The following is a 23790-nucleotide window of genomic DNA, read 5'->3' as shown; positions in this document are numbered from 1 at the left end:
GCTCAATAGCGTGAGTGAGCGCTGGACCGCGGAAGACCGTCGTAAGCAACTGGTCAAGATCGGCCTGATGATGCTGCGGACGAAGCCGATCCACGAACTGTCGATCGACGCGGTCGCGGGTCAGGCCGGGATCTCGCGCGGCCTGCTGTTCCACTACTTCCCGAGCAAACGGGACTACTACGTCGCGGTCATCTCGGCCGCCGGCCGACGGCTGCTCCGAGTCACCAAGCCGGACGAGTCACTGCCCCCGCCGGACCAGCTGCGGCAGATGCTGCTGTCCTTCGTGGCGTTCATCACCCGCCGTCGAGCTGCCTATATCTCCTTCGTCCGCGGCGCTGCGGGCGGCGACGACTACGTGGTCGAGGTGTACGCCGAAACCCGCGCCGGCCTCACCACCCGCGTGCTGAACCTCATCGGCTCCCCCGACGTCGCCACCCAGCCGGCCTCGCCCGAGCGGATGGTCGTCCACGCCTGGCTCGCGTACGTCGAAGACCTCGCGATCGAATGGTCCGGCCTCCCCGCCGACCAGCGCCCCAGCACCGACGAAGAACTCGTCGACCACGCCATCGCCGCCCTCGAATCCCTCCGCAAGCTCTGACCGCCGGGTGGGTTGCCCCCCGACATGAGGGGTTGCCCACTGACAATCCGAGCGGGCAACCTCCCACCCGAGGGGGCAACCCCCAATAGGAGCGGGCAACCCCCAATAGGGGCGGGCAACCCCAGCCGGCCCGTGACCTGCCCCCCGACATGAGGGGTTGCCCACTGAGAATTTGAGGGGGCAACCTCCAAGCCGAGGGGGCAACCCCGGTCCGCTGCTCAGTGGGGTGGGGCGGTGGAGGCGCGGACGACCAACTCCGTGGCCAGTTCCACGTGGAGGGCTTCCACCTCGTGGCGTTCGAGGAGTCGGATGAGGAGGCTGACTGCCATCCGGCCCATCTCCTGGAGCGGCTGGCGGACTGTGGTGAGTTGAGGCGTGGTGGCACGGCTGAGGTCGATGTCGTCGAAACCAGCAATCGACAAATCGCCAGGGACTGACAGACCGCGTTCGGCTGCGGCTTGGAGCGCACCGATCGCGGTCTTGTCGTTGAAGGCCACCAACGCGGTCGGCCGCGGATCGAGTTCCAGGAGTACGGCGGCCGCCCGGTAGCCCTCCGCGATCGTCGGCTCGACGTGCCGGACCAAGGACGGGTCCGGGAGGATCCCGACGTCCGCGAGAGCTGCCGAGTGACCGCTCAACCGGGCATCGGCCGCCAGCCACTCACGCGGCCCCGCGATCACGCCGATGCGCGTGTGACCGAGCGACGTGAGGTGAGCGGTCACCTGCCGCGCACCGGAGTGATGCGCCGCCGACACCGAGGCGATGTCGCGCGGCAAGGTGGTCCTCGGATCGACCACAACGAACGGGAACCGTCGAGAGCTGAGCCGAACCAGGTCCTCGCTCGGTTCCGGCGGCAGGATCAGGATCGCGCCGCCGACCTCGCGCTGGGCGGGCAACCGCGACAACACCTGCTCGTGCTGAGCCGCCTCGCCCGCGTTGAGGATCACCTGGCGGCCGTGCCGGTCCAGCGTCTCCGCGATCGACGACACGATCAGGCCGAAGTAGTCGGTCAGCACGTACGGGCAGCGGACGTACACGGCTCCGGCGACGGGCTTCGCCGTACCGCCGCGGGGGCTCGGTGCGCGCAATCCCAGCTCCTCGACCGCGCGCTCGACCAACCGCCGCGTCTCCGGCGCGACGCTGCCCTGCTGGTTGAGCACCCGGGAGACGGTCGCGGTCGACACCCCGGTCGCCGCCGCCACCTCGCGGACAGTCGCCTTGCCCCTAGGCATTTGTTACACCGCTTTGTTTCACGCTCAGCACTCTAGATCATCGCTTCCACACCTTGACAGAGGTCAGGCAAGAGCGTTTCCTGAGGCCGTTTGTTGCAGTCGTGTTTCATCGGGGGATGACCTGAGGAGTGCGATGAGAACACAGGCAATCGGAGTCGCCCTGGCGCTGGCCGTGGGTTCGGTGACCGTCCCCGCCGCCCAGGCCCAAGCCCCGAGCCAGGCTCGCGTTTGGGTGACAACACCTGACCGGGCCGAGTTGCAGCACGAGCGAGCGCCGGTCACCTTCCAGCGCGGAGCGAGCGACCGTACGACGATCACGGTCGACCCGCGGACGTCGTACCAGAGCGTCGACGGCTTCGGCGCCTCGATCACCGACTCGTCGGCGAACGTGCTCTACCGGCTCAGCCCGGCGGACCGCGAGACGACGATGCGAAAACTGTTCGATCCGAAGCAGGGCATCGGCGTCAGCTTCCTGCGCCAGCCGGTCGGCTCGTCCGACTTCACCGCCGACGCCGAGCACTACACGTACGACGACGTACCGGCGGGACAGACCGACTTCGGGCTGAAGCACTTCACCATCGCGCACGACCAGCAGCAGATCCTCCCGCTGCTGCGGCGAGCCAAGCAGCTCAACCCGGCGGTCAAGGTGATGGCGACACCGTGGAGCCCGCCGGCCTGGATGAAGACCGGCGACTCACTGGTCGGCGGCCGGCTCAAGGACGATCCGGCCGTGTACGACGCCTACGCGCGCTACCTGGTGAAGTTCGTGCAGGCGTACACCAAGGCCGGCGTACCGATCGACTTCCTCTCCATCCAGAACGAACCGCAGAACCGCAACCCGAGCGCGTACCCAGGCACGGACATGCCGGTCCGCCAGGAGGCCGCGGTGATCGAGCGCCTCGGCCCACTGCTCCGGACGGCGAGCCCGCGGACCAAGATCCTCGGCTACGACCACAACTGGACCACGCACCCCGGCGACATCGCCTCCACCCCGCCCGGCGAGGACCCGGAGACGGACTATCCGTACAAACTGCTCAGCTCCCCGGCCGCGAAGTGGATCGCGGGTACGGCGTACCACTGCTACTCGGGCGATCCGTCCAAGCAGACCGATCTGCACAAGGCGTTCCCGTCGAAGGGCATCTGGTTCACCGAGTGCTCCGGCTCGCACGGGCCGGACGACACCCCGCCGCAGATCTTCCGCGGCACCCTCACCTGGCACGCCCGCAACCTGATGATCGGCACCACCCGCAACTGGGCGAAGTCGGTGGTGAACTGGAACATCGCGCTCGACTCGACCGGCGGCCCGCATCTCGGCGGCTGTGACACCTGCACCGGCCTGGTCACGCTGCAGCCGGACGGAACAGTCAGCACAGACGCCGAGTACTACACGATCGGCCACCTGTCGAAGTTCGTGAAGCCGGGTGCGGTCCGGATCGGGAGTACGTCGTACGGCACGACCGGATGGAACGGACAGCTGATGTCCGTTGCCTTCCGCAACCCCGATGGCTCGACGGCGCTCGTCGTACACAACGAGAACGACGACCCGCGATCGTTCGCGGTCGCGGTCGGCGAGCGGTCCTTCGAGTACGAACTGCCGGGTGGTGCGGTGGCGACCTTCACCTGGGACCAGAGCTTGTCCGCACTGAAGCCGGTCTCGTTGGAGGGTGCGACGGCTACTGCCTCGGTGAACACGGCCGAGGCCGGGTTGGCGATCGATGCTGACGGTTCAACGGTGTGGCAGAGCAAGCAGGCGCAGGCACCTGGTCAGTGGCTGCAGGTCGACCTCGGGTCGTCGCGTGACGTCCGCGAGCTCGCACTGGACAGTGGTGGGCAGATCGGCGACTTCGCCGCGACCTGGCAAGTTGCCACGAGCAACGACGGCGTGCAGTGGTCGGCGCCGGTGACCGGCAGTTCCACGGGGCAGCTCACCACCGTGAAACTCCGGTCGACCGAAGCCAGGTACCTGCGGGTGACTTCGACAGCCACCAGCGGCCACTGGTGGAGTCTCGCCGATCTGCGCCTCTACCAGTGATTCAGCCGATCTCGATCCGGGAGCTGCCGCGGGCCGTCCGGGCCTGGTAGCTGGTCGTCACCGGGGCGTCGGGGCGGAGCTTGTCCACCGCGCGGTAGGACAGCTTCGCCTCGTCGCCGGTCACCTCGAGGACGCCGTACCCGTGCTGCCTCATGTCGATCAGCTTGAGATGCGGGTTGTACTGCAGCCGCTTCTGCTCCTCGGTGCGAGCGCCGGCCGTTCCCTTGAGGTCGCCGGTGTTGGTGGACGAGACCGACGGTACGACGAACTCCACGCCGGACCGTTTGGTGCCGGCCGGGTTGCCCGGGCTGCCCGGAGCGAAGCCCGTGTTCCACAGTTCGCCGGCGAACGTGTCGTGGTCGTCGCCGGTGACGACCACGAGATCCGGGACGCGGTCGGCCGCGAGTGACAGCAGTTCGGTCCGCTCGGCGCCGTACCCGTCCCAGGTGTCCATGAAGGCGCGCTCACCGGCGGCTCCGGTGATCATGCCCATCATCATGTTCGGGTTGGCGAGCACCTTCCAGCGAGCACCGGAGCTGCGCAGGCCGTTCTCCAGCCAGGTCTTCTGCGCCGGGCCGAGCATGCTCCGGCCGGCCGCATCGGCCGCCTCGCAGATGATGCTGCCACCGTCGTCGCATGGCTGGTCGTCCTTGTACTGACGGTTGTCGATGGCAAACAATTCGACGGTCCGGCCGAGCCGCAGTGAACGGTAGGTCCGGGTCAGGTCACCGGCGTACCGCGGTACCGGCATCCGCTCGAACCAGGTGTGCCAGGCGGCACTGCGCTTCTCCTTGAAGAACAGTTCGGGCAGCGACCAGTTGTCCTTGCTGTAGTTGTTGCGGAACTCGTGGTCGTCCCACAGCGGCAGGAACGCGTGCTGCGCGTGCATCGCCCGCAGATCGGCGTCGCTGCGGTAGAAGGTGTACTTCGCCCGCATCGTCGGCAGGATCTGTGGATAGAGGTTCAGGTCGATCCCGCGGACACCGGGCACGGTCGCCTCGTACACGTAGTCGCCGAGGCACACCACCAGGTCGAGATCCTCCTGCGCGAGGTGCCGGTGGGTGGCGTAGTACCCCTCGGTGAAGCCCTGGCAGGTGAAGAACCCGATCCGGACCGGCTCGTTCGAGTCCGCCGGCCGCAGGGTCTGGAAGCGGCCGACCGCTGAGGCGGTGTCCTTGCCGCGGAACTGGTAGAAGTACTCCGCTCCCGGCGCGAGCCCGGCCGCGTCGAAGTGGACGCAGCCGTCCCACTGCTTCGCCGCGATCACCGTCTCGACGATGACCGGACTGCTGAGATCGCGGTTCTTGGAGACGACGACGGCCAGTTCGGCGTCACCCTCGAAGACGCCGCGCGGCACTCGGGTCCACAGCGTGGCGCCGTCGGTCCGGGGGACGCCGGCCATGATCCCTTCCGGGAACGTCCCGCCGGTGACGAGGGTCGGTGATGCGTCGGCGGCTGTGCGCATCGTCGGCGTACCGGACTTCCAGGCGTGGGCGGTGCCCGGCACTGCCGCGGTCGCGCCGACTGCGCCCAGCGTGCCGAGAACGGTTCTGCGAGTCAGGTTCATAGCCGAAAATACTGAGCGGTAATGATGAACAGTGGAAGAGCTCAGCGCGACCGAATGATTGCCCTGAGTCGCCTCACTGCTGTCCGGGTGGCCGGAGAGGAAACGGAAACAGGAGCGTCATGCCGAATTGCTACCGTCTGGAAGCATGACGCTGGAGCTGATCGAGGGACTGGAACTGCGCGCGGTTCCCAGCACAGACCCCGCCGTGGTGGCGCTGACGACCGCGCAACAGGCCGAGCTCGGCGCGCTGTACGGCGAGGACCAGCCGCTGGTCGAACTGCACCCCGACATCGCCTTCACCCTGCTCACCCTCGACGGCACCCCGGTCGGCTGCGTCGGCCTGCAACCCGTCTCACCGGGCGTCGGCGAGATCAAGCGCATGTACGTCGACCCGTCCTCCCGCGGCTGGGGTCTGTCCCGCATCCTCCTCGACGCGGTCGAGTCCCAGGCCCGCGCCACCGGCCTGACCCGCCTCCGCCTCGAAACCGGCACCCGCCAGCTGGAAGCCATAGCCCTCTACACCAACCACGGCTACCTCCCCACCCCGCCGTACCCCCCGTTCGAAAACGAGGTCGCCTCCCTCTGCTACGCGAAGGACCTGACCTAGGGGGTCACGGCGTACAGGTCGTCGAGACCAATCGTCAGGACGGCCGGGTCGAGGTCAGGCTCGAATCCGGCACCGCTGTAACAGGCGATGATCGTCTCCGACGTGTCGTAGTCACGGGACAGCAACTGTCGCGCCCGCTCCAGCCGTTCGACATGCCGGCGTCCCATGACGTCCCCCCACTTCGCCTCACCGAGCGACAGGATCTTTCGGCGCTGTCCGGGAAGAGCAGGCGCCAGCACAACCACGTCCACCTCTATCTGAGTACGCCGGCTGTGATCGGGCACTACTCCTGCACCAATCTCACCGGGGAGCTCTCCATAGAGCTCGGGTGGCGCCCACAACGCGAAATCCCGGCACAACTGCTCGAAGTGGGGACCGATGATCTGTGCCCCAAAGCGCGCCCTGGCCGCCTCCCACACCGACCTGCCACGGCCGCTTTCGACGGGACCCCACTGGGCTCGCATCACTACTTGGTAGAACGTCACGAGCGGCTCGGCAACGTGATAGCTCGGGCGCCCGGACCGGAAAACGTCCTGTCGCCGGTGCAGCAGCCCGCTGTCTTCGAGCACCACAAGGTGGTGGCCGATGTCGGTCGCCTTGCGACCCACATAGTTCGCGATGCCACCCCGTGTGCTGTTGCCTGACGCAACCGCTGCCAGCACCGAGTGATAGAGGGCACTGTCTCGTACGTCCAAATCCTCCTCGAGCAGGTATCGAGCCTCGCGGAGGAGAGGCCTGCCCGGATTTAGCACGGTCCGCAGCACCCAATCGTCGAAGTCGCTGACCGACTGCGGACTGTCGTGGTCGACGAATCGCCGGTACGCCGGAGTGCCGCCGACGACCGAGTGAACGAGAACCGCCAGCCGTGGATCGTCGAGGTCCCAAAACTGTTTTGCCAACCAGTAGTCGAACGGGCGCATCACCAGTTCAAGGCTCGCGCGCCCGCGTAGCGGCGCACTCCCGGAGAGCAACCGACCCATCACCGACATCGCCGAACCACACAGGAGCAGGTTGATCCCCCGGCCTGCGGACGCCGCTCGATCGATCTCCCGCTGAAAGATCGACGGCAGCGCCGGCGACACCTTGGTCAGATAAGGGAACTCATCGATGATGAATGGCCCGCGACTCGGATCGGAGGCGAACAGCGCCCTGACGGCCTGGTCCCAATTGTCGAACCTCACCGCCGCGGGAGCCCCGAAGTGATCGCCGAAGGCTTCCGCGAACAGTGCAAGCGATTCGGTTTCAGTCCCCTCCGTAGCCCCGAAATACAGCCCACCAGTCTGCTCGGCGAGCGCCTCGAGCAGATAGGTCTTACCCAATCGGCGGCGGCCGCTGACAACCCCCAGTCGCGGATAGTCGGTCGCCAACTCCGCGAAGCGAGCCAGATGTTCCCATTCATGGTCGCGAGCGAAGATCTTCTCCGGCTTCCTCATGTTGTAGAACTATACTTCTTATAAATACAGTTATACAAATTCCGCTCAGGTCTTCGGGAGGTCGAGGACCAGGTGGTCGCCGGCTCGGTGGAAGCCCAGTTTGGTGAGGTAGGGCTTGGAGTCGCGCATGCGGGGTGGGGCCAGGACCTGGTGGAAGCCGTGGTCGGTGAAGACGTCGCTGCGGCGGTAGACGAACTCGCCCGGGGTGAAGTCGCGGTACTTGGGGAGTACGTAGTCGAGGTCGATCTGGGCCCGGCCGTCGCCGGCGTCGTGGGCGAGGACAACGCCGACAGTGCGGTCGCCGTGCTGGACCAGGAACGCGTACGGGCTGGCGTCCGCGGTGAAGCCGGGGTTGAAGCGGCTGATGTCCTTGTGATGTGACCTGAGCACGTGGCCGAGGTACGCGTCGTCGCCGTTGACCTCGAGCACCTCGTACTCGGCTTGGTCGTGCCGGTGCCGGAGCAGCCGCCAGAGATGGACCACGTTGATGACGGCCAGGACGGCGTTCATCCCGACCATCGGCCAGACCCCGATCGCCGCGTTGAAGCCGATCAGGATCACGCAACCGACCAGGTTCAGCGCGCGCAGGCGCAGGATGCGCGACTGCAGGAGTGACCAAACGACCAGCGCGGAACCGCCCCACCCGATGATGCTCAAGACGTCCACAGCGCGAGGGTAGACCAGAACCTGCACTGGACTGATCAGGTCAGACTGGTGCTGTGACCGAGTCGCTGCTGCTGAACGGCGTACCCCTGCGGACCGTCGACCCCGGGTTGCTGAGAGCAACGAGCTACGGCCACTTCACCTCGATGCAGGTCCGGGACGGACGGGTGGACGGTCTCGACCTGCATTTCGAACGACTCGACCGCAGTTCCCGCGAGGTCTTCGGCCAACCGGTCTCCGCCGACCGCGTCCGCTCCTACCTCCGTGCGGCCCTCGACCAGGCCGGCTCCGGCGACCTCTCGATCCGCGTCAACGCGTTCGCCTCCGACGACGAGGAACCAAACCTGCTCGTCCGCGTCAGCCCACCGATCGACCCCGCCGTACAGCCCGTGCGGCTCCGAGCGTTCCAGCACGAGCGCGCCGTGCCGCACCTCAAGCACACCGGCACCTTCGACCTCGTGTACTACGGCCGCCTGGCCAAGCGCGAGGGGTACGACGACGCCCTCTTCCACACCGCCACCGGCGAGATCTCCGAAGCCTCCATCTGGAACATCTGCTTCGCCCGCGACACCACCATCATCTTCCCGTCCGCCCCAGTCCTCCCCGGCATCCGCCAGCAAACCCTCCAACGCGGCCTAGCCACCCACACCACAACCCGCATCGACCTGACCGACCTGGAGACCTACGACGCCGCCTACCTAACCAACTCCATCGACCCCGCCCTCCCGATCGCCGCAATCACCACCAGCAACGGCACAACGAAGTACAACCCCCACGCGCCCTCAGCCGACAGCATCGCAGCGGCGTACGCGGCTGTACCCAGCCAGCCGATCTGACCCGGCGGTCAGCTCTCGAGGTCGGCGGCCGAGTAGTCGCCCCACAGAACCGCAGGTTCTTCGAGTGCTGTGGACAACCTAGGTGCGGTCGGACCACCACTGCAGGAGGGCTTCGCGGGCCTGGTCCTCGTCTAGAGGGCCACGGTCCAGGCGGAGGTCCATGAGGAACTTGTACGCCTGGCCTACTTCGCGGCCTGGCGGGATGCCGAGGATCTGCATGATTTGGTTGCCGTCGAGGTCCGGGCGGAGGGCGTCGAGTTCCTCTTGTTCCTTCAGGCGCTCGATCCGGGCTTCGAGGTCGTCGTACGCGGCCCGGAGGGCGTCGGCCTTGCGCTTGTTGCGGGTGGTGCAGTCGGCGCGGGTGAGGACGTGCAGGCGGTCGAGCTGATCGCCGGCGTCGCGGACATAACGTCGTACGGCGGAATCGGTCCACTCACCGGTGCCGTAGCCGTGGAAGCGCAGGTGGAGCTCGACCAGCTTGCCGACCTGGTCGATCTGCTCGTTGCTGAACCGGAGTGCCTTCATCCGCTTCCGGGCGAGCTTCGCGCCGACGACGTCGTGGTGGTGGAACGTCACCTTGCCGCCGTTCTCGAAGCGGCGGGTCTTCGGCTTGCCGATGTCGTGGATCAGCGCGGCGAACCGGGAGATGAAGTCCGGCGCGGGGACGGGCAGCCGGGACTCGAGGTCGATCGCCTGGTCGAGCACGGTGAGCGAGTGCTCGTACACGTCCTTGTGCCGGTGGTGCTCGTCCCGCTCCAGCCGGAGCGCGGGCAGTTCGGGCAGTACGTGATCGGCCAGTCCGGTGGACACCAGCAGGTCCAGGCCGATCCGCGGGTAGTCGGAGCAGACCAGCTTGATCAGTTCGTCGCGGACCCGCTCGGCGGACACGATCGTGATCCGCTCGGCCATCTCCTTCATCGCGGCCACCACGGCGGGATCCGGGGTGAACGCGAGCTGCGCGGCGAACCGGGCCGCCCGCATCATCCGCAGCGGGTCGTCGGAGAACGAGTCCTCCGGTGTGCCCGGCGTACGGATCGTCTTGCGGGCGACGTCCTCGAGGCCGCCGTACGGGTCGACAAAGGTCCGGGACGGCAGCCGGACCGCCATCGCGTTCATCGCGAAGTCGCGCCGGGCCAGGTCACCCTCGAGGCTGTCGCCGTACGAGACCTCCGGCTTGCGTGAGGTGGGATCGTAGGACTCCGACCTGTACGTCGTGATCTCCAGAACCCAGTCGCCCTTGCGACACCCGATCGTGCCGAAGGCCTTGCCGATGTCCCAGACGTGGTCCGCCCAGCCGGACAGCAACCGCTCGATCACCTCGGGGTGCGCGGAGGTGGCGAAGTCCAGATCCTTGCTCCCCCGGCCGAGGAGAATGTCCCTGACGGGTCCCCCGACCAGGGCGATCTCGTGGCGGGCGTCGGCGAACAGGGCACCGAGTTCGTCGACCACCGGTGCGATCTGCAGCAGTGACTGGACCGCCTGCCGCTGGATGGCGGACAGGGATCCGGCGGAGGCTGACTGGTCGGCGAAAGGTGACACGGGAAACTAGGTTACGGTGACGGCGTGTTGAGACGGCGACTGAGGCTCTCCGCTGCGGCGGTTGCGGGCCTGATGATCGCTGCGTCGGCAGCGGTTCTCGGGACCGCGCCGACGTCTGCGGCGCCGGTGGAGGATCCGGTCGTCGACGTCACCATCGACTCGTTCAGCCCGGTCGCGCCGAAACCGGGTGAGGCCGTGCGGATCACCGGCCGGGTCACGAACACCAGTGACACCACGTTCCGGGAGCCGCAGGCGCTGGCCTGTATCGACCGCGACCGCCTGGTCACCAACGCCGACATCGCCGCTGTCTCCACCGAGCAGGACGTGCCGATGAGCAAGCGGGACAGCTGTAAGCGGCTGACCACGTTCGAGTCCGGTTCGTTCCAGCAGTTCGGCGCCCCGCTGGCTCCCAAGGCCTCGGTGCAGTTCACCCTGACGGTGCCCTGGAACGAGTGGCACATCACGCAGCGCACCGGCGCGTACGTGGTCGGCGTCCAGTTCCGCGGGCAGCCGGACGGAGAGAACACAGAGCGGGCGACCGCCGGACGGGCCCGCACCCTGATGCCGGTGATCGGCACCGATCCGCTGACCCGGAAGGTGAACACCGCACTCGTCATCCCGTTGCGCCACCGGCCGACGCAGCTGGGCGGGCAGCGGTTCGCGAACGACTCGCTCGCACAGTCGATGGCGCCGAACGGCCCGCTCGGCCGGCTGCTCGCGCTCGGCAAGACCCGCAAGGTCACCTGGCTCGTCGACCCCGCGATGCTCGACGAGGCGCGCAAGATCGAGGACGGGTACGTCGTCGTCGGCGACGGCGGCCAGACCACGCCGGGCGGCGGACAGAAGGTCGTCGCCGCGTGGCTGAAGGAGTTCGACGCCAGCCGGGCCGGCGGCGCGCAGGTCGTGTTGCTCCCGTACGGCGATCCGGACGTCGCGAGCCTGATCGACGCCAGCGACCCGGTGAGCAAGGACTCGGTGGGCAAGATCGTCGGCGACGCCCGGGCGATGAGCGAGGAGTTCAACCTGGGGCGTGGTTCCACCGTCCCGGCGACCTTCAAGACCAACGGGCTGTGGCTGGAGAACGGCTCGGCCCGCAGCCGCTACCTCGCCGCGGCCTCGTCCGGCTTCCGCGGTTCGGACGACCAGGACCTGAACCTGGTCGGCAGCTCGTCGTGGGTGACCGCCGACCGGCCGGCGCTGACGCCGTCGCCGGTCTACAACGTGCTCACCCCCGAAGGCCCGAAGACCGAGGTCCGCACCGTGATCGCGAACTCGGCCCTGACCACCGGCGGTCCGGACCCGGACACCGCCGAGAACCCGCTGCAGGTCCGCCAGCGGTTCGCCGCCGAGACCGCGTTGCTGGCCACCGGCGGTACGACTCCGGTGTCGGTCGTCGCGCTGCCGCCCCGGGGCTGGGACCCCGACGGGAACGCGACCGCGGCCATCGCCGGCGACTTCGCGCTGCCGTGGATCGCCCCTGTCGACGTCAACCAGATCGTCGCGGCGACACCGAAGCCGCAGACCACCAAGGCACCCAACGCACCCCGGGCGAACCCGTCGCTCACCAGTGCACAGGTCGACGCCGTCAAGCAGCTGAACGACGACACCTTGACCTACCGCAACCTGCTGGACGTGCCGGAGAACATGGACGAGAACATCGAGCGCGCGCTGCTGCGCTCGGCGTCCAATGGCTGGCGCGGGTTCGCCGACGAGGCGCGGGAGTTCACCGCGATCGAGACCGGCTCGGTGAACCAGCAGCTGGGCAAGGTGACCCTGGTCAACTCGAGTGTTCAACAGGGCCAGCACCGGGTGATCAAGGTGAACCTGGCCGGCAGCAAGGGCACCTTCCCGCTGACCATCTCGAACGAGCTGGACCAGTCGATCCGGGTCGGCATCGTGGTGACCCCGGCGAACCGGACCGACCTGCGGATCAAGCCGCTGCAGACGAAGGTGCTGCCGCCGCGGGGCAAGGCGACGTACCTGATCGAGGCGAGTGCGGAGCAGAACGGCCTGATCCGGGCGAACGCCCAGGTGACCACCGCCTCGGAGCGTCCGGTCGGCCGGTCCCAGGAGCTGGTGATCGAGGCCAGGCAGTACGGCAGCGTCGGCTGGATCCTGGTCGGAGCGGCCTGTGCACTGCTGTTCGGTACGTCGTTCGTCCGGATCTACCGCCGGGTCCGGACCGAGCGGCGCAGCCCGGCACCGGCCCGGCCGGCCACCGACCCGTTGCATCCGGCACCGATCGACCCGGAGCCGGGCGCTCCGGTGGACGCGGCACGGACAGATCCACAGCCCGACGCCTCGGTGGACGCGTCACTGAAAGAAGGAGTCGGTTCGAAGGATGGCTGACCGCACCCTGCGCTCCGCGGCGGTGATGGCAGCCGGAACGGTGCTGTCCCGCCTGCTCGGATTCGTCCGGATCGCCCTGCTCGCGGCCGCCATCGGTACGGCGCTGCGCGGCGACATCTTCACCGCCGCGAACACCATCCCGAACAGCCTGTACATCCTGCTGGCCGGCGGCGTGTTCAACACCGTGCTGGTGCCGCAGCTGGTCCGGGCGATCAAGAACCACGACGACGACGGCCAGGACTTCACCAACCGGGTGCTCACCTTCGGCTTCGTCGTACTCGCCGTGGTGACCGTGGCCTGCGTACTGCTGGCACCGGTGATCGCCGAGCTCTACCTGCCGAAGGAGCTGCACGACCCGTCCCGGGCGTCCGAGCGGGAGTCGATGATCATGTTCGTCCGGCTCTGCCTGCCGCAGATCTTCTTCTACGGCGCGTTCGTCCTGGTCGGTCAGGTGCTGAACGCGCGGCGCCGGTTCGGCCCGATGATGTGGGCGCCGATCGCGAACAACATCGTCGCGTGCGCGTCGATCGTGGTGTTCCTGCTGGTCTACCGCACCGGGGACACCCCGCCCACCTACAGCCACGGCGAGGAGCTGCTGCTCGGACTCGGGCACACGGTCGGGATCGCCGTACAGCTGCTGGTGCTGCTGCCCTATCTGAAGGCGAGCGGGCACACGTACAAGCCGAAGTTCGGTCTGCGTGGCACCGGGCTCGGTCACACCGCCAGGCTGGGCATCTGGACCGTGCTGTTCGTGGCGGTCAACCAGGTGACCCTGGTGGTCGTCACGCAGCTCGCGATCGCGGGTAGCGCCTCGGACGATCCGGGGGCGAAGGCCGGTCTGTTCGCGTACAGCACGGCGATGCTGATCATTCTGGTGCCGCACGGCATCGTCACCGTCTCACTGGCGACGGCCGCGCTCCCCCAGATGTCGGCACTCGCGGCCGACGGTGACGTGACCGAGGTGGCCCGACTGTCGGCCCGGTCGATCCGGCAGACGCTGGCGATCGTCGTACCGGCCGCGGCCGCGATGATCGCGTTCGCCTACCCGATCGTCACGGTGATCGCCGGTTACGGCTCCGGTAAGAACAACCTGACGCTGATGTCGTACACGCTGATGACGCTGGCGCTGGGCATCGTGCCGTTCACCGTGCAGTACTTCCAGCTGCGCACGTTCTACGCGTTCGAGGACACCCGTACGCCGTTCTTCCTGCAGTGCGCGATCGCGGCGACCAACATCGCGGCGGCTGTGATCGGGGTGCGGGTGCTGCTGGACGAGGAGCACCTCCGGTTCAGCGGTGTCGTGCTGGGCGGGGCGTACGCGCTGGCGTACCTGGTCGCCGTCCTGCTGTCCCGCCCGGTCCTCCGGCGCAAGGTCCCCCGGGTGCACGGTGCCGGGATCGGACTGCCGCTGCTCGCGATGGTGATCGCCGCCGTGTTCGCCGTCGGCGCCGGCCGGGGAGCGCTCTGGCTGCTGGACCTCGCCGTCGACTGGTCCGGACCGCTGGGTGCGGTCCTCCAGCTGGCGGTCGCGGCGGTCGTGATGCTGCCCGTGTACGCCGGGATCGCACGGGTGCTCCGGATCCACGAAGTGAACGACGTGGTGTCCCTGGTCACATCGAAGATCCCCGGTCGCCGCTGACCAGAGCGCTTGTGCACTCGTGCACCACCTGTCTGGTCAGGAGGGCACTAGCATGGGGGCTGCGATCGGGCCGCCAGCTGATCGCGACCGGATCCCCGCCGACGGGTCCGGAGCGACAGACGCAGGCCGACCAGTGCATCGAGGAGGGCGAGAGACACCGTGTCGAACCAGACCGTCAGTCCTGGTGCCCTGCTTGCCGGCCGCTACCGGATCGCCGAGTTACTCGCGGAGATCGACGGTGCGCGGGTGTGGCGGGCAGTGGACGAGGTACTCAGCCGGGCCGTCGTCGTGGATGTCCTGCCGGTCGGCGACCCGCGGACCAACCTGCTCTTCGACGCCGCCCGGCGGGCCGCGGCGGCGGCCGACCCGCGCTTCCTCCGTGTGCTCGACTGCGACATGCACGACGGCGTCACCTACTGCGTCCGCGAGTGGGCCGGCGGCCGCCCGCTCGAGCGGATGCTCAGTAGCGGCCCGCTCACCGGTCAGCAGGCCGGCTGGCTGGCCCGCGAGGTGTCGGAGGCGCTGGAGAACCTGCACCGCACCGGCCACGCCCACGGCTCCATCAGCCCGGCCACCGTCGTGGTCACCGACGCCGGAGCGATCAAGGTCGTCGGCCTCGCCACCGAGGCGGCCCTGCGCTCGACCGGCCCGGGTTCGCCCGAGCACGACGTCCGTGCGCTCGGTGAGCTCCTCTATGCCTCTCTTACCGGCCGTTGGCCGGGGCCTGCCCCGGCGTGGGGTCTCCAGCCCGCTCCGGTGGAGCACGGCCGGCTGCTGAGCCCGCGCCAGGTGCGCGCCGGCGTACCGCGCTCGCTGGACGACATCAGCGACCGGCTGCTCAGCAACCCGCCGCGGCACCATGCGCCGCCGATCACGAGCGCCGCCGGCCTGTCCGCCGCCCTGTCCGGGGTCGTCGGCAGCTCGCACGAGCCGCCGAGCCAGATGGACGAGACCGTCGCGATCGCCCGGCAGAACGGCAGCATCGACGACGCCACCCAGGTCGTCCCGCCGACTCCACCCGCGCTGGACCCGACGCCCCCGGCGTACCAGTCCAACGGGCAGGAGCAGCACTCGGCGTACTCCGCCCCGGCCGAGACTCGTCCGGTCCGCCGCCAGGCGCCGCCGAACGGCTACGGCAACAACGGCAACGGCCACCGCCGCCGGCCCGACGAGCCGAAGCCGAAGGGTTCGTGGGGCGGCCGGATCCTGATCCTGCTCGCCGTCCTCGCGCTGCTGTCGGTGATCGCGATGGCCCAGTTCCTGCTCAAGGGCGCGATGAACAACGACCAGGGCGGCGACGGCGCCGGCGGCGACAAGACCACGCCGCAGACCAGTACGACGCCGTCGGCCAGCGGCGGACCGGCCAAGATCGTCAGCGCCAAGGATTTCGACCCGAAGCCGGAAGGTAGCGGGAGCGAGCGCCCGGAAGACGTGCCCAACACCTACGACGGCAAGGTGGGTACGACCTGGACGACCCAGTCGTACAGCCGGCCGAACCTCGGCGGCCAGAAGCCCGGCGTCGGCATCATCTATGACCTCGGGACGCCGACGGCCGTCTCCAAGGTGACGGTCACGCTCAAGGGTGATGGCACCAGCCTGCAAATCCTGATCCCGAAGGGCGACACGACCAAGTCGCCAGGCACCGTGAGCGGCTGGACCGCGGTCGCGACGGAGGAGAACCAGCCCGAAGGGGCGGCGACGCTGACACCGTCACAGCCGGCCCGGACGCAGTACGTCCTGGTCTGGCTGACCGAGCTACCGAAGGAAAAGGACAGCAGCAAGTACCGCGGCGAGATCGCGGAGGTCGCGATCCAGAAATGACCTCGTCGGATATCACCCGGATCGGCGCGGCAGAGCCCCCAGTCCAGCCCGTAGCTCAGCATGAGGAGCATGCTGGGCCGGTGAGCTACGACCAGATGGACGACCACGAGCTGCTTCGGCTGCACGTGGCCGGCAACCCGGACACGTTCGGGATCCTGGTCCGGCGGCACCGGGACCGGATGTGGGCGGTCGCGATCCGGACCCTGGGTGAGCCGGAGGAGGCCGCCGACGCGCTGCAGGAGGCGTTCATCTCGGCGTTCCGCCGGGCCGACTCGTTCCGCGGTGACGCCAAGGTGACCACCTGGCTGCACCGGATCGTGGTGAACGCATGTCTGGATCGGATCCGCCGCCGCCAGGTCCGCGCCGCCGACCCGCTGCCGGAGGACGAGGACCGCGCCGCCGAGCTGGCCGGCCCGTCCGAGGACGACCCAGCCGAGGTCCGCGAGCGCCGGCTGGACGTGCTGAACGCGCTCAAGCAGATCAACGAGGACCAGCGCAGCGCACTCGTCCTGGTCGACATGGAGGGCTACTCGATCGAGGAAGCGGCCGCCATCCTGGGCTGCGCACCGGGCACGGTGAAGTCCCGCTGCGCCCGGGGCCGGGCCCGGCTGCTGCCGTTGCTCCGGCACTGGCAGACGACCCGCGGTGGCTCCGAGGAGTCCGACGTACCGGCGAAAACCGCTGCGGAAGCGGTGGGAACCGAATGATCGGGTACCCCGTCGAAGCGAAGTCGCCTACCTGCGACCCGACGTTCATGCCTCGACCCGGAGTACTCCGATGATCACTCTGCGCCCGATTCCGGGCACCTCCCGCGAGGGGGCGAGTTCCCGATGACCGATTCCGGTCTGCCGACCAGCGAGCACCTCGAGCACCTGGACACGGACACGATCGCCGACCTGATCGAGAATCTGCTGCCCGCAACCGAGGCGCATCGCGCTCGTGAACACGTGAAGGCGTGCCCCGAGTGTCAGCAGACGTTCGACGCGCTCACCCAGTTGTCCGAGGATCTCGCCGAGGAGGGCCGGGCGGACATCCCGATGCCGGCCGACATCGCCGAGCACCTCGACCAGGTCATCGTGTCGGAGTCAGTACTGCGTGCGTCGACCGTTGGGGTGCACTCGCTGGTCCAGATCCGCGAGGAGCCGCACCGGCACATCCCGAAGCTGCTCAGCGCCGCCGCGGCGGTCGTGGTGATCGCGGGGATCGGCGTCGGTGTGGTGTTCGCCACCAGGGACCAAGGCCCCAGCACCTCAGCCGGACTCCCCGGTCCCACCACGCTGCCGACCGGCGTACCGTCGATGTCCGCGCGGGACGTCGGCCCGGACGCGCAGCGATGGCTGGAGAGCACCAACGACCCGTTGCTGAACGGCTCGGCCGCGGAGATCTCCTGCGCCCGCACCTTCGCCTCCGGCCGCCCGAATCCGCGCGTCCAGCTGGTCCAGCCGGTCAAGGTCGACGGCAAGCGGGCGACCCTGATCGGGCTGCAGGGCGGTTCGCCCCGGGACATCCAGCTCTTCGTCGTCACCGGATGTAGCGACGGCGGCGTAGCCTCCCCGTTCTACGACACGAACATCACCCTGCGCAATCGCTGAGACGCCGCTGCATAGTCATGGCCCGGCGGTGGGTACCGTGGGAATGGTCGGCCTCTAGGATCCGTTGAGTACGACGTACCACCAGTCTCGACGACACGAGGAACGCCTGCATGAGCGACTCCGCAGTCCGCAACGTCATCATCGTCGGCTCCGGCCCGGCCGGTTACACCGCCGCCGTGTACGCCGCACGTGCCCGGCTCGAGCCGCTCGTGTTCGAGGGCTCGGTCACCGCCGGCGGCGCGCTGATGAACACCACCGAGGTGGAGAACTTCCCTGGTTTCGCCGACGGCATCATGGGGCCGGCGCTGATGGACGAGATGCGGAACCAGGCCGAGCGCTTCGGCGCCGAGCTGGTGCCGGACGACATCGTCGCGGTCGACCTGACCGGCGAGATCAAGACCGTCACCGACTCCGCGGGCACCGAGCACCGGGCCAAGACCGTGATCCTGGCGATGGGCTCCGGCTACCGCAAGCTCGGCTTGCCGGACGAGGACCGGATGTCCGGCCACGGCGTCTCCTGGTGTGCGACCTGTGACGGCTTCTTCTTCCGTGAGCAGGAGATCGCGGTCGTCGGCGGCGGTGACTCGGCCGTCGAGGAGGCCACCTTCCTGACCCGGTTCGCGAAGAAGGTCACCCTGGTGCACCGCCGCGAGGAGCTGCGCGCCTCCAAGATCATGGCCGACCGCGCGTTCGCGAACGACAAGATCGAGTTCGCCTGGAACTCCGAGGTCGCCGAGATCCACGGCCAGGACAAGCTGACCGGCATCACCCTGCGGGACACCGTCACCGGTGAGACCCGGGAGCTGCCGGTGACCGGCCTGTTCATCGCGATCGGGCACGACCCGCGGTCGGAGCTGGTGAAGGGTCAGGTGCGCCTGGACGAGGAGGGCTACGTCCTGGTCCGCGAGGGCAGCACCGAGACCAACCTGCCCGGCGTCTTCGCCGCCGGCGACCTGGTGGACCACACCTACCGGCAGGCGATCACCGCCGCCGGCACCGGCTGTGCGGCCGCCCTGGACGCCGAGCGCTTCCTGGCCACCCTGGAACACGAGGCGACCGCGGCTGCCGCCGCGGCCACCGAGCCCGTCACCGTCTGAACCTGACAATCACTGAAGGAGATACGCCCGTGGGCGAGAAGATGAAGGCCGTCACCGACGCCGAGTTCGACCAGACCGTGCTGAAGAGCGACAAGCCGGTGCTGGTGGACTTCTGGGCCGAGTGGTGCGGGCCGTGCCGCCAGGTCTCCCCGATCCTGGAGGAGCTGAACCAGGACCACGGCGACAAGCTCACCTTCCTCAAGATGAACGTGGACGAGAACCCGGTCACCCCGAGCAACTACCGGGTCACCGGTATCCCTACCATCAACGTCTACGTGAATGGTGAACTGGCCAAGTCCATCGTCGGCGCGAAGCCGAAGGCGGCGCTCCTCAAGGAGTTGGCAGACTTCACCTCCTGACTGAGGCTTGGACCATCCGTCCGCCACACGGCAAGGAGCAGTTTGATGGCTGGCACCCCGTTCAGCGGCCCGCACGGCGTGTACCGGATCGGCGACACCGGTGAGGCAGTCGCCGAGATCATCGGCAAACTCCAACGGCTCGGCCTGCTGGCCGGCGGTCACGACGTCTACGACGAAGCGACCGCGCACGCTGTCCGGGGGTTCCAGCAGCAACGCGGGTTGATGATCGACGGGATCGTCGGCCCGCAGACGTACCGGGCGATCGACGACGCGCGCTGGCGGCTGGGCGACCGGCTGCTGACGTACGTCGTCTCGCACCCGCTCACCGGTGACGACGTCCTCGCGCTGCAGGCGAAGCTGCAGGAGCTCGGCTTCGCGGTGGCCCGGATCGACGGCATCTTCGGTCCGGACACCCAGCGCGCGGTGACCGAGTTCCAGCGGAACATGGGCCTGCCGGCCGACGGCACGTGCGGCCCGTCCACCTTCAAGGCACTGCAGCGGATCAAGCCGATGGCGACCGGCGGACGGCCGGACGCGTTGCGCGCCTCCGAGGCGGTCCGGGCCGCTGGTCCGCGACTGTCCGGCAAGACCGTGGTCATCGACCCGGGCCACGGCGGCTTCGACTACGGCTGGGAAGGCTTCGGGCTGCGCGAGTCCGACATCGCGTACGACCTGGCCGCCCGGATCGAGGGTCGGTTGGGTGCGACCGGCGTACGGGCGTATCTGTCGCGAGGGCGCGATCAGGGGCCGGACGAGCTGGCCCGGGCCGCGTTCGCGAACGAGACGGACGCGAACCTGTGTGTGTCGCTGCACACCGACGGGTCGATGAACCCGGAGGCGCAGGGGGTCGCGACGTACTTCTACGGCAACGATCTGCACGGCGCCTCGTCCAGCGTCGGCGAGCAGTTCGCCGGGTTGGTGCAGCGTGAGATCGTGGCGCGGACCGACCTGCTGAACTGCCGGACGCACGCCAAGACCTGGGATCTGCTGCGGCGGACCAAGATGCCCGCGGTCCGGCTGGAGATCGGCTACGTGACCAACCCGCACGACTCGGCCCGGCTGGCCGACCCGGCGTTCCGCGACGTGGTCGCCGAGGCGATCGTGGTCGCGATCCAGCGTGTCTACCTCCCGCCGGAGCAGGACGCCGCCACCGGCATGCTCCGCTTCGGCCAACTGACGGTCTGACAGACGCGCGGGTCCTGCCTGACAGGACCCGCGCGTCCGCTTTTACTCCTTCTCGAGGGCGATCTTCGGCAGGATCCGGTCGAGTCCGCGTGGCAGCCACCAGGCGCGGTCGCCGAAGAGGCGCATCACGGCCGGCACGATCACGCAGCGGATCAGCACGGCATCCAGCAGTACGGCGGTGGCCAGGCCGAGGCCGAACTGCTTCAACATCCGGTCCGGGCTGAGCAGGAACGCGCCGAACACCACGATCATGATCGCGGCCGCCGCGGTGATCACACTGCCCGTGTTCGCCAGCCCCTCCCGGACGGCTTCCCGAGCATCGTTGGTACGACGCCATTCCTCATGGATCCGGGACACCAGGAACACCTCGTAGTCCATCGACAGTCCGAAGACGATCGCGAAGATCATCACCGGGACGAACGCCTCGATCGGACCGGGCTGCGCGCCGAACCAGCCCTGCTGGAAGACCAGCGTGATGACGCCGAGCGAAGCGCCGATGCTGAGCAGGTTGAGCACCGCCGCCTTCAGCGGGATCAGGATCGACCGGAATACCGCCATCAGCAGCAACGCCGACAACCCGACCACGACCAGGACGAAGATCGGCAGCCGATTGCTGACCGCGGAGGCGAAGTCGTCGGCCGCTGCAGTCGCGCCACCGACGAGATAGTTCGCCTTGGTCCGCGACTCGAGCGCCGGCAGCGCGTCGTCGCGCAGCCGTTCCACGAGCTCGCTGGTCGCCGCGTCTTGTGGCGCCGACTTCGGAAACGCCAGCACCGTGGCGATCTTGCCGTCAGGCGTCAGCTGCGGCGGTGTGACCGCGGCGATGTTCGGATCCGCTTGCAGTGTCTGGCTGAGTGCCTGCGCCGCGGCCGCGTCACCTTCGGACACGACCACCAACGGCCCGTTGAAGCCCGGCCCGAATCCCTGTGCCAGCAGGTCGTACGCCTTCCGGCTGGTCTTCGCCGGGTCGTCCGTCCCCGCATCCGCGAATCCGAGCCGCATGTCCAGCGCCGGCAACGACAGCGCGATCAGCGCGACCGTCCCCAGCACCAGCGGCACCCACGGCCCACGCTGCACCACAGCCGCCAGTTTCCGCCAGCCATCCCCGGGCGTACGGCGCTTCTTCGCGGCGTGCTTGCGGACACTCTTCTCGATCCGCTTGCCGAACAACGTGAGCAGAGCGGGGAGCAGGCTCACCGCAGCCAACATCGTCATGAGCACGGTCAACGTGACGCCAAGCGCGACACCTTGCAGGGCACCAAGTCCGAGTGCGAGCAGACCGAGCAGCGCGATCACCACGGTGCAGCCGGCGAACATGACTGAGCGGCCGGCGGTGTCGAGGGCGACCGTCGACGCGGTCGCTCGGTCGGTGCCGTCCTTCAGCAACTCGTGGCGGTAGCGGGAGAAGATCAGCAACGCATAGTCGATGCCGACACCGAGACCGACCAGCATCATCACCGGCGCCGTGTAGTCGGGAACGGTGAACAAGTGCGAGGCCAGTACCAGCAGGCCGAGCGTGCTGCCCACGGCGAACACCGCGGTCAGCAGCGGAAGAGTTGCCGCGAGCAACGATCCGAACAGGAAAACCAGGATCACCAGCGCGGCCAGGATGCCGGCCCCTTCGGCCGCACCGCCCTCGCTCTCGGCCGCCGACCGGGCCAGATCGCCGCCGACCTCGACCTGCAGTCCGGGCTGGGCGAAGTCCTGTGCCTTGTGGATGATCGTGCGGACATCCTCGACCGGCATGTCGTCGACAGTGGTGTCCAGGCTGACGGTGGAGTACGCCGTACGCCCGTCTTGTGAGAACGAGGGGTCGGCCACCGAGGCGACGTGCGGGAGGTCCCCGACCGCGGCCAGCATCGAGGCGATCCGCTGCTTCTCCGGCGGGAGACCGCCGTCCGCGTGCAGCACGATCTGGACGGATGCGGTGTCACCCTGCGGCTGGTGCTCGCGGAAGACGTCGGTGACCCGCTGGGAGTCGGTGCCGGGGAGCGAGGTGTCGTTGCGGTAGTTGTCGCCGATCAGGGTGGATGCCGCGGTGACGGCGACGAGGGCGACCACCCAGAGCACCAGGGCGAGGGCCGCGTGCCGCATCGACCAGCCGGACACCCGGTGCAGCAGCCCAGGTCGTCCACCCTCCTTCCCGGGCGGTCGTCGTACTGGAGTGTCCACGGTCATGGCTTGCGCCTCCTCTGATAAGTAGATTCGCTACATGTTGCCTCTCGACATTAACACGTATATGAGTAGACTGGCTACATGAAGGCGGATGCGCTGCGAGGACACCTCGACCCGATGATCCTGGCCGTCGTCGAGCAGGAACCGCTGCACGGCTACGCGATCATGGAGGCGTTGCTGGAGCGCAGCGGCGGCGAGTTGGACCTGCCGACCGGGACGCTGTACCCGGCGCTGCGGCGGCTCGAGCGCGCGGGTTATCTGGCCAGCGAATGGAGCACGGTCGGCGGGCGGAAACGCCGTACCTATCAGCTCACCGCGGCCGGTACGAAGATGCTTGCCTCAGGCAAGCAGGAGTGGCTGACCTTCCGGGCTGTGGTGGAAGGGGTGCTACGCCCGGGCCAGGCGTAGGCACCGGCCGGCCTGAAGTCCCACGACGAACAGCGGCAGTACGACGAAGCCGCCGACCACCGCGTAGTCGAGCGGTGCGACCGGATGGGTGCTGGTCGCCGCCATCCCGACGCCGATCGCACTGACGATCGTGGAAGCCGCGATCGCGAACAGTGCGGTGGTGCGGCTCAGGTAGTCCCGGATGATCGGGTAGCGCATCCCGATGCCGGTGGCGATCACTGCCAGCACCGCACCGGCGATCGCGACCATGCCGATGGTGCGGACCAGGGTCTGGAGGAAGTCGTTGAGCGCGCTCTCCCCGACCGGGTCCTGGTTCCAACTCCAGGCGCCTTCCTGCCAGACGATCGGCTGGATGATCAGCACCAGGAAGAGCAGCATCGCCGTACGACGGCTTTGGCTGACCGCGAGCTCGGCGCGATAGCCGGGGACGACCTCGTCGAGTGCACCGAAGTCGGCGACTGCCTCCCGTTCGGCGTTGTCCCGATCCAGACCGTCGGCCTCGAAGGCCTCGGTGGCGTCGACCAGGTGGTCGCGCGCCTCGGCGAGCAGGTCGGCCTTACGCCGGCGCGGGCCGGGCAGTGCGCGACTCAGACCGGTCAGGTAGTCGTCGAGCGGCGTGAGGGTGCTTCCACGGCTGGACACGCCTACCAGTATGGGG

20 protein-coding genes are annotated in these 23790 nt (G+C 68.4%); 13 read left to right on the top strand and 7 right to left on the bottom strand.

Translation table 11 applies throughout. The annotated features are described in order from the left end of the window. Positions 1-10: 10 nt before the first annotated feature. Positions 11-598 (top strand): TetR/AcrR family transcriptional regulator, encoded by a 588-nt coding sequence (locus V9K99_RS05130; RefSeq protein ID WP_337000585.1) that lies wholly within the window; start codon positions 11-13, stop codon positions 596-598. A 218-nt stretch (positions 599-816) separates the two neighbouring features. Here the strand turns inward: V9K99_RS05130 and V9K99_RS05125 are convergent, their stop codons facing one another. After that, entirely contained in the window at positions 817-1830 is a 1014-nt protein-coding gene (locus tag V9K99_RS05125) for a LacI family DNA-binding transcriptional regulator (protein ID WP_337000587.1), read from the bottom strand. 133 nt (positions 1831-1963) lie between these two features. On the opposite strand from V9K99_RS05125, the gene V9K99_RS05120 reads away from it, so the two are divergent. Further along, positions 1964-3862, top strand: a complete 1899-nt coding sequence (locus V9K99_RS05120; protein WP_337000589.1) for a glycoside hydrolase family 30 beta sandwich domain-containing protein — start codon at positions 1964-1966, stop codon at positions 3860-3862. A gap of 1 nt (position 3863) precedes the next feature. Here V9K99_RS05120 and V9K99_RS05115 read toward each other — a convergent pair whose 3' ends face one another. Beyond that, entirely contained in the window at positions 3864-5429 is a 1566-nt protein-coding gene (locus V9K99_RS05115) for an alkaline phosphatase D family protein (RefSeq protein WP_337000591.1), read from the bottom strand. 145 nt (positions 5430-5574) lie between these two features. On the opposite strand from V9K99_RS05115, the gene V9K99_RS05110 reads away from it, so the two are divergent. After that, entirely contained in the window at positions 5575-6036 is a 462-nt protein-coding gene (locus V9K99_RS05110; protein WP_337000593.1) for a GNAT family N-acetyltransferase, read from the top strand. Here the strand turns inward: V9K99_RS05110 and V9K99_RS05105 are convergent. Both V9K99_RS05105 and V9K99_RS05100 read right to left on the bottom strand, forming a co-directional pair. Continuing rightward, complete coding sequence (locus tag V9K99_RS05105; protein WP_337000595.1) at positions 6033-7469, bottom strand: AAA family ATPase; 1437 nt, start codon at positions 7467-7469, stop codon at positions 6033-6035. The genes V9K99_RS05110 and V9K99_RS05105 overlap by 4 nt on opposite strands. 45 nt (positions 7470-7514) lie before the next feature. Next, positions 7515-8135, bottom strand: a complete 621-nt coding sequence (locus V9K99_RS05100; RefSeq protein WP_442914700.1) for a hypothetical protein — start codon at positions 8133-8135, stop codon at positions 7515-7517. A 53-nt stretch (positions 8136-8188) separates the two neighbouring features. Between V9K99_RS05100 and V9K99_RS05095 the strand changes: the two genes are divergently transcribed. Beyond that, positions 8189-8968 (top strand): aminotransferase class IV, encoded by a 780-nt coding sequence (locus tag V9K99_RS05095; RefSeq protein WP_337000599.1) that lies wholly within the window; start codon positions 8189-8191, stop codon positions 8966-8968. Positions 8969-9046: 78 nt separating this feature from the next. Here V9K99_RS05095 and V9K99_RS05090 read toward each other — a convergent pair whose 3' ends face one another. Next, on the bottom strand, positions 9047-10468 hold the full coding sequence (locus tag V9K99_RS05090; protein WP_337001349.1) for a CCA tRNA nucleotidyltransferase: 1422 nt from the start codon (positions 10466-10468) through the stop codon (positions 9047-9049). 63 nt (positions 10469-10531) lie between these two features. Here V9K99_RS05090 and V9K99_RS05085 point away from each other — a divergent pair, with 63 nt between their 5' ends. The 8 genes from V9K99_RS05085 to V9K99_RS05050 all read left to right on the top strand — a co-directional run bounded on the left by V9K99_RS05085 (position 10532) and on the right by V9K99_RS05050 (position 20549). After that, positions 10532-12856, top strand: coding sequence for a DUF6049 family protein (locus tag V9K99_RS05085; RefSeq protein ID WP_337000601.1), 2325 nt, complete (start codon positions 10532-10534; stop codon positions 12854-12856). Further along, positions 12849-14495, top strand: a complete 1647-nt coding sequence (gene murJ, locus V9K99_RS05080; RefSeq protein WP_337000603.1) for a murein biosynthesis integral membrane protein MurJ — start codon at positions 12849-12851, stop codon at positions 14493-14495. The genes V9K99_RS05085 and murJ overlap by 8 nt, the downstream gene beginning before the upstream one ends. A 159-nt stretch (positions 14496-14654) precedes the next feature. Continuing rightward, the gene (locus tag V9K99_RS05075) at positions 14655-16316 is read left to right on the top strand and encodes a protein kinase family protein (RefSeq protein ID WP_337000605.1); all 1662 of its coding nucleotides are present in this window, start codon (positions 14655-14657) and stop codon (positions 16314-16316) included. Between the two features lie 80 nt (positions 16317-16396). Further along, the gene (sigM, locus tag V9K99_RS05070; protein ID WP_337000607.1) at positions 16397-17023 is read left to right on the top strand and encodes an RNA polymerase sigma factor SigM; all 627 of its coding nucleotides are present in this window, start codon (positions 16397-16399) and stop codon (positions 17021-17023) included. 123 nt (positions 17024-17146) lie between these two features. Continuing rightward, on the top strand, positions 17147-17908 hold the full coding sequence (locus V9K99_RS05065; RefSeq protein ID WP_337000609.1) for an anti-sigma factor family protein: 762 nt from the start codon (positions 17147-17149) through the stop codon (positions 17906-17908). A 110-nt stretch (positions 17909-18018) separates the two neighbouring features. Continuing rightward, the gene (trxB, locus tag V9K99_RS05060; RefSeq protein ID WP_337000611.1) at positions 18019-19005 is read left to right on the top strand and encodes a thioredoxin-disulfide reductase; all 987 of its coding nucleotides are present in this window, start codon (positions 18019-18021) and stop codon (positions 19003-19005) included. Positions 19006-19046: 41 nt separating this feature from the next. Further along, entirely contained in the window at positions 19047-19364 is a 318-nt protein-coding gene (trxA, locus tag V9K99_RS05055) for a thioredoxin (RefSeq protein WP_442914708.1), read from the top strand. Positions 19365-19409: 45 nt separating this feature from the next. Then, positions 19410-20549 (top strand): N-acetylmuramoyl-L-alanine amidase, encoded by a 1140-nt coding sequence (locus V9K99_RS05050; RefSeq protein WP_337000615.1) that lies wholly within the window; start codon positions 19410-19412, stop codon positions 20547-20549. 42 nt (positions 20550-20591) lie between these two features. Here the strand turns inward: V9K99_RS05050 and V9K99_RS05045 are convergent, their stop codons facing one another. Further along, positions 20592-22727 (bottom strand): MMPL family transporter, encoded by a 2136-nt coding sequence (locus tag V9K99_RS05045; protein WP_337000617.1) that lies wholly within the window; start codon positions 22725-22727, stop codon positions 20592-20594. Between the two features lie 78 nt (positions 22728-22805). On the opposite strand from V9K99_RS05045, the gene V9K99_RS05040 reads away from it, so the two are divergent. Next, entirely contained in the window at positions 22806-23132 is a 327-nt protein-coding gene (locus V9K99_RS05040; RefSeq protein WP_337000619.1) for a PadR family transcriptional regulator, read from the top strand. Here the strand turns inward: V9K99_RS05040 and V9K99_RS05035 are convergent. Continuing rightward, positions 23112-23774, bottom strand: a complete 663-nt coding sequence (locus V9K99_RS05035) for a permease prefix domain 1-containing protein (RefSeq protein ID WP_337000621.1) — start codon at positions 23772-23774, stop codon at positions 23112-23114. The genes V9K99_RS05040 and V9K99_RS05035 overlap by 21 nt on opposite strands. Between the last annotated feature and the right edge of the window lie 16 nt (positions 23775-23790).

The organism is Kribbella sp. CCNWLW201 (genome assembly GCF_037203805.1).
In the GTDB taxonomy this organism is placed as follows: domain Bacteria; phylum Actinomycetota; class Actinomycetes; order Propionibacteriales; family Kribbellaceae; genus Kribbella.
This window is presented reverse-complemented; position numbering and strand designations above follow the sequence as displayed.

What these genes read in the sequence shown, in the direction of transcription:
- V9K99_RS05065 (WP_337000609.1), top strand. Translation starts at nt 17,147, where the DNA reads ATGACCGATTCCGGTCTGCCGACCAGCGAGCACCTCGAGCACCTGGAC.
- murJ (WP_337000603.1), top strand. Translation starts at nt 12,849, where the DNA reads ATGGCTGACCGCACCCTGCGCTCCGCGGCGGTGATGGCAGCCGGAACG.
- V9K99_RS05125 (WP_337000587.1), bottom strand. Translation starts at nt 1,830, where the DNA reads ATGCCTAGGGGCAAGGCGACTGTCCGCGAGGTGGCGGCGGCGACCGGG.
- V9K99_RS05040 (WP_337000619.1), top strand. Translation starts at nt 22,806, where the DNA reads ATGAAGGCGGATGCGCTGCGAGGACACCTCGACCCGATGATCCTGGCC.
- V9K99_RS05120 (WP_337000589.1), top strand. Translation starts at nt 1,964, where the DNA reads ATGAGAACACAGGCAATCGGAGTCGCCCTGGCGCTGGCCGTGGGTTCG.
- V9K99_RS05050 (WP_337000615.1), top strand. Translation starts at nt 19,410, where the DNA reads ATGGCTGGCACCCCGTTCAGCGGCCCGCACGGCGTGTACCGGATCGGC.
- V9K99_RS05110 (WP_337000593.1), top strand. Translation starts at nt 5,575, where the DNA reads ATGACGCTGGAGCTGATCGAGGGACTGGAACTGCGCGCGGTTCCCAGC.
- V9K99_RS05115 (WP_337000591.1), bottom strand. Translation starts at nt 5,429, where the DNA reads ATGAACCTGACTCGCAGAACCGTTCTCGGCACGCTGGGCGCAGTCGGC.
- V9K99_RS05105 (WP_337000595.1), bottom strand. Translation starts at nt 7,469, where the DNA reads ATGAGGAAGCCGGAGAAGATCTTCGCTCGCGACCATGAATGGGAACAT.
- trxB (WP_337000611.1), top strand. Translation starts at nt 18,019, where the DNA reads ATGAGCGACTCCGCAGTCCGCAACGTCATCATCGTCGGCTCCGGCCCG.
- V9K99_RS05045 (WP_337000617.1), bottom strand. Translation starts at nt 22,727, where the DNA reads ATGACCGTGGACACTCCAGTACGACGACCGCCCGGGAAGGAGGGTGGA.
- trxA (WP_442914708.1), top strand. Translation starts at nt 19,047, where the DNA reads ATGAAGGCCGTCACCGACGCCGAGTTCGACCAGACCGTGCTGAAGAGC.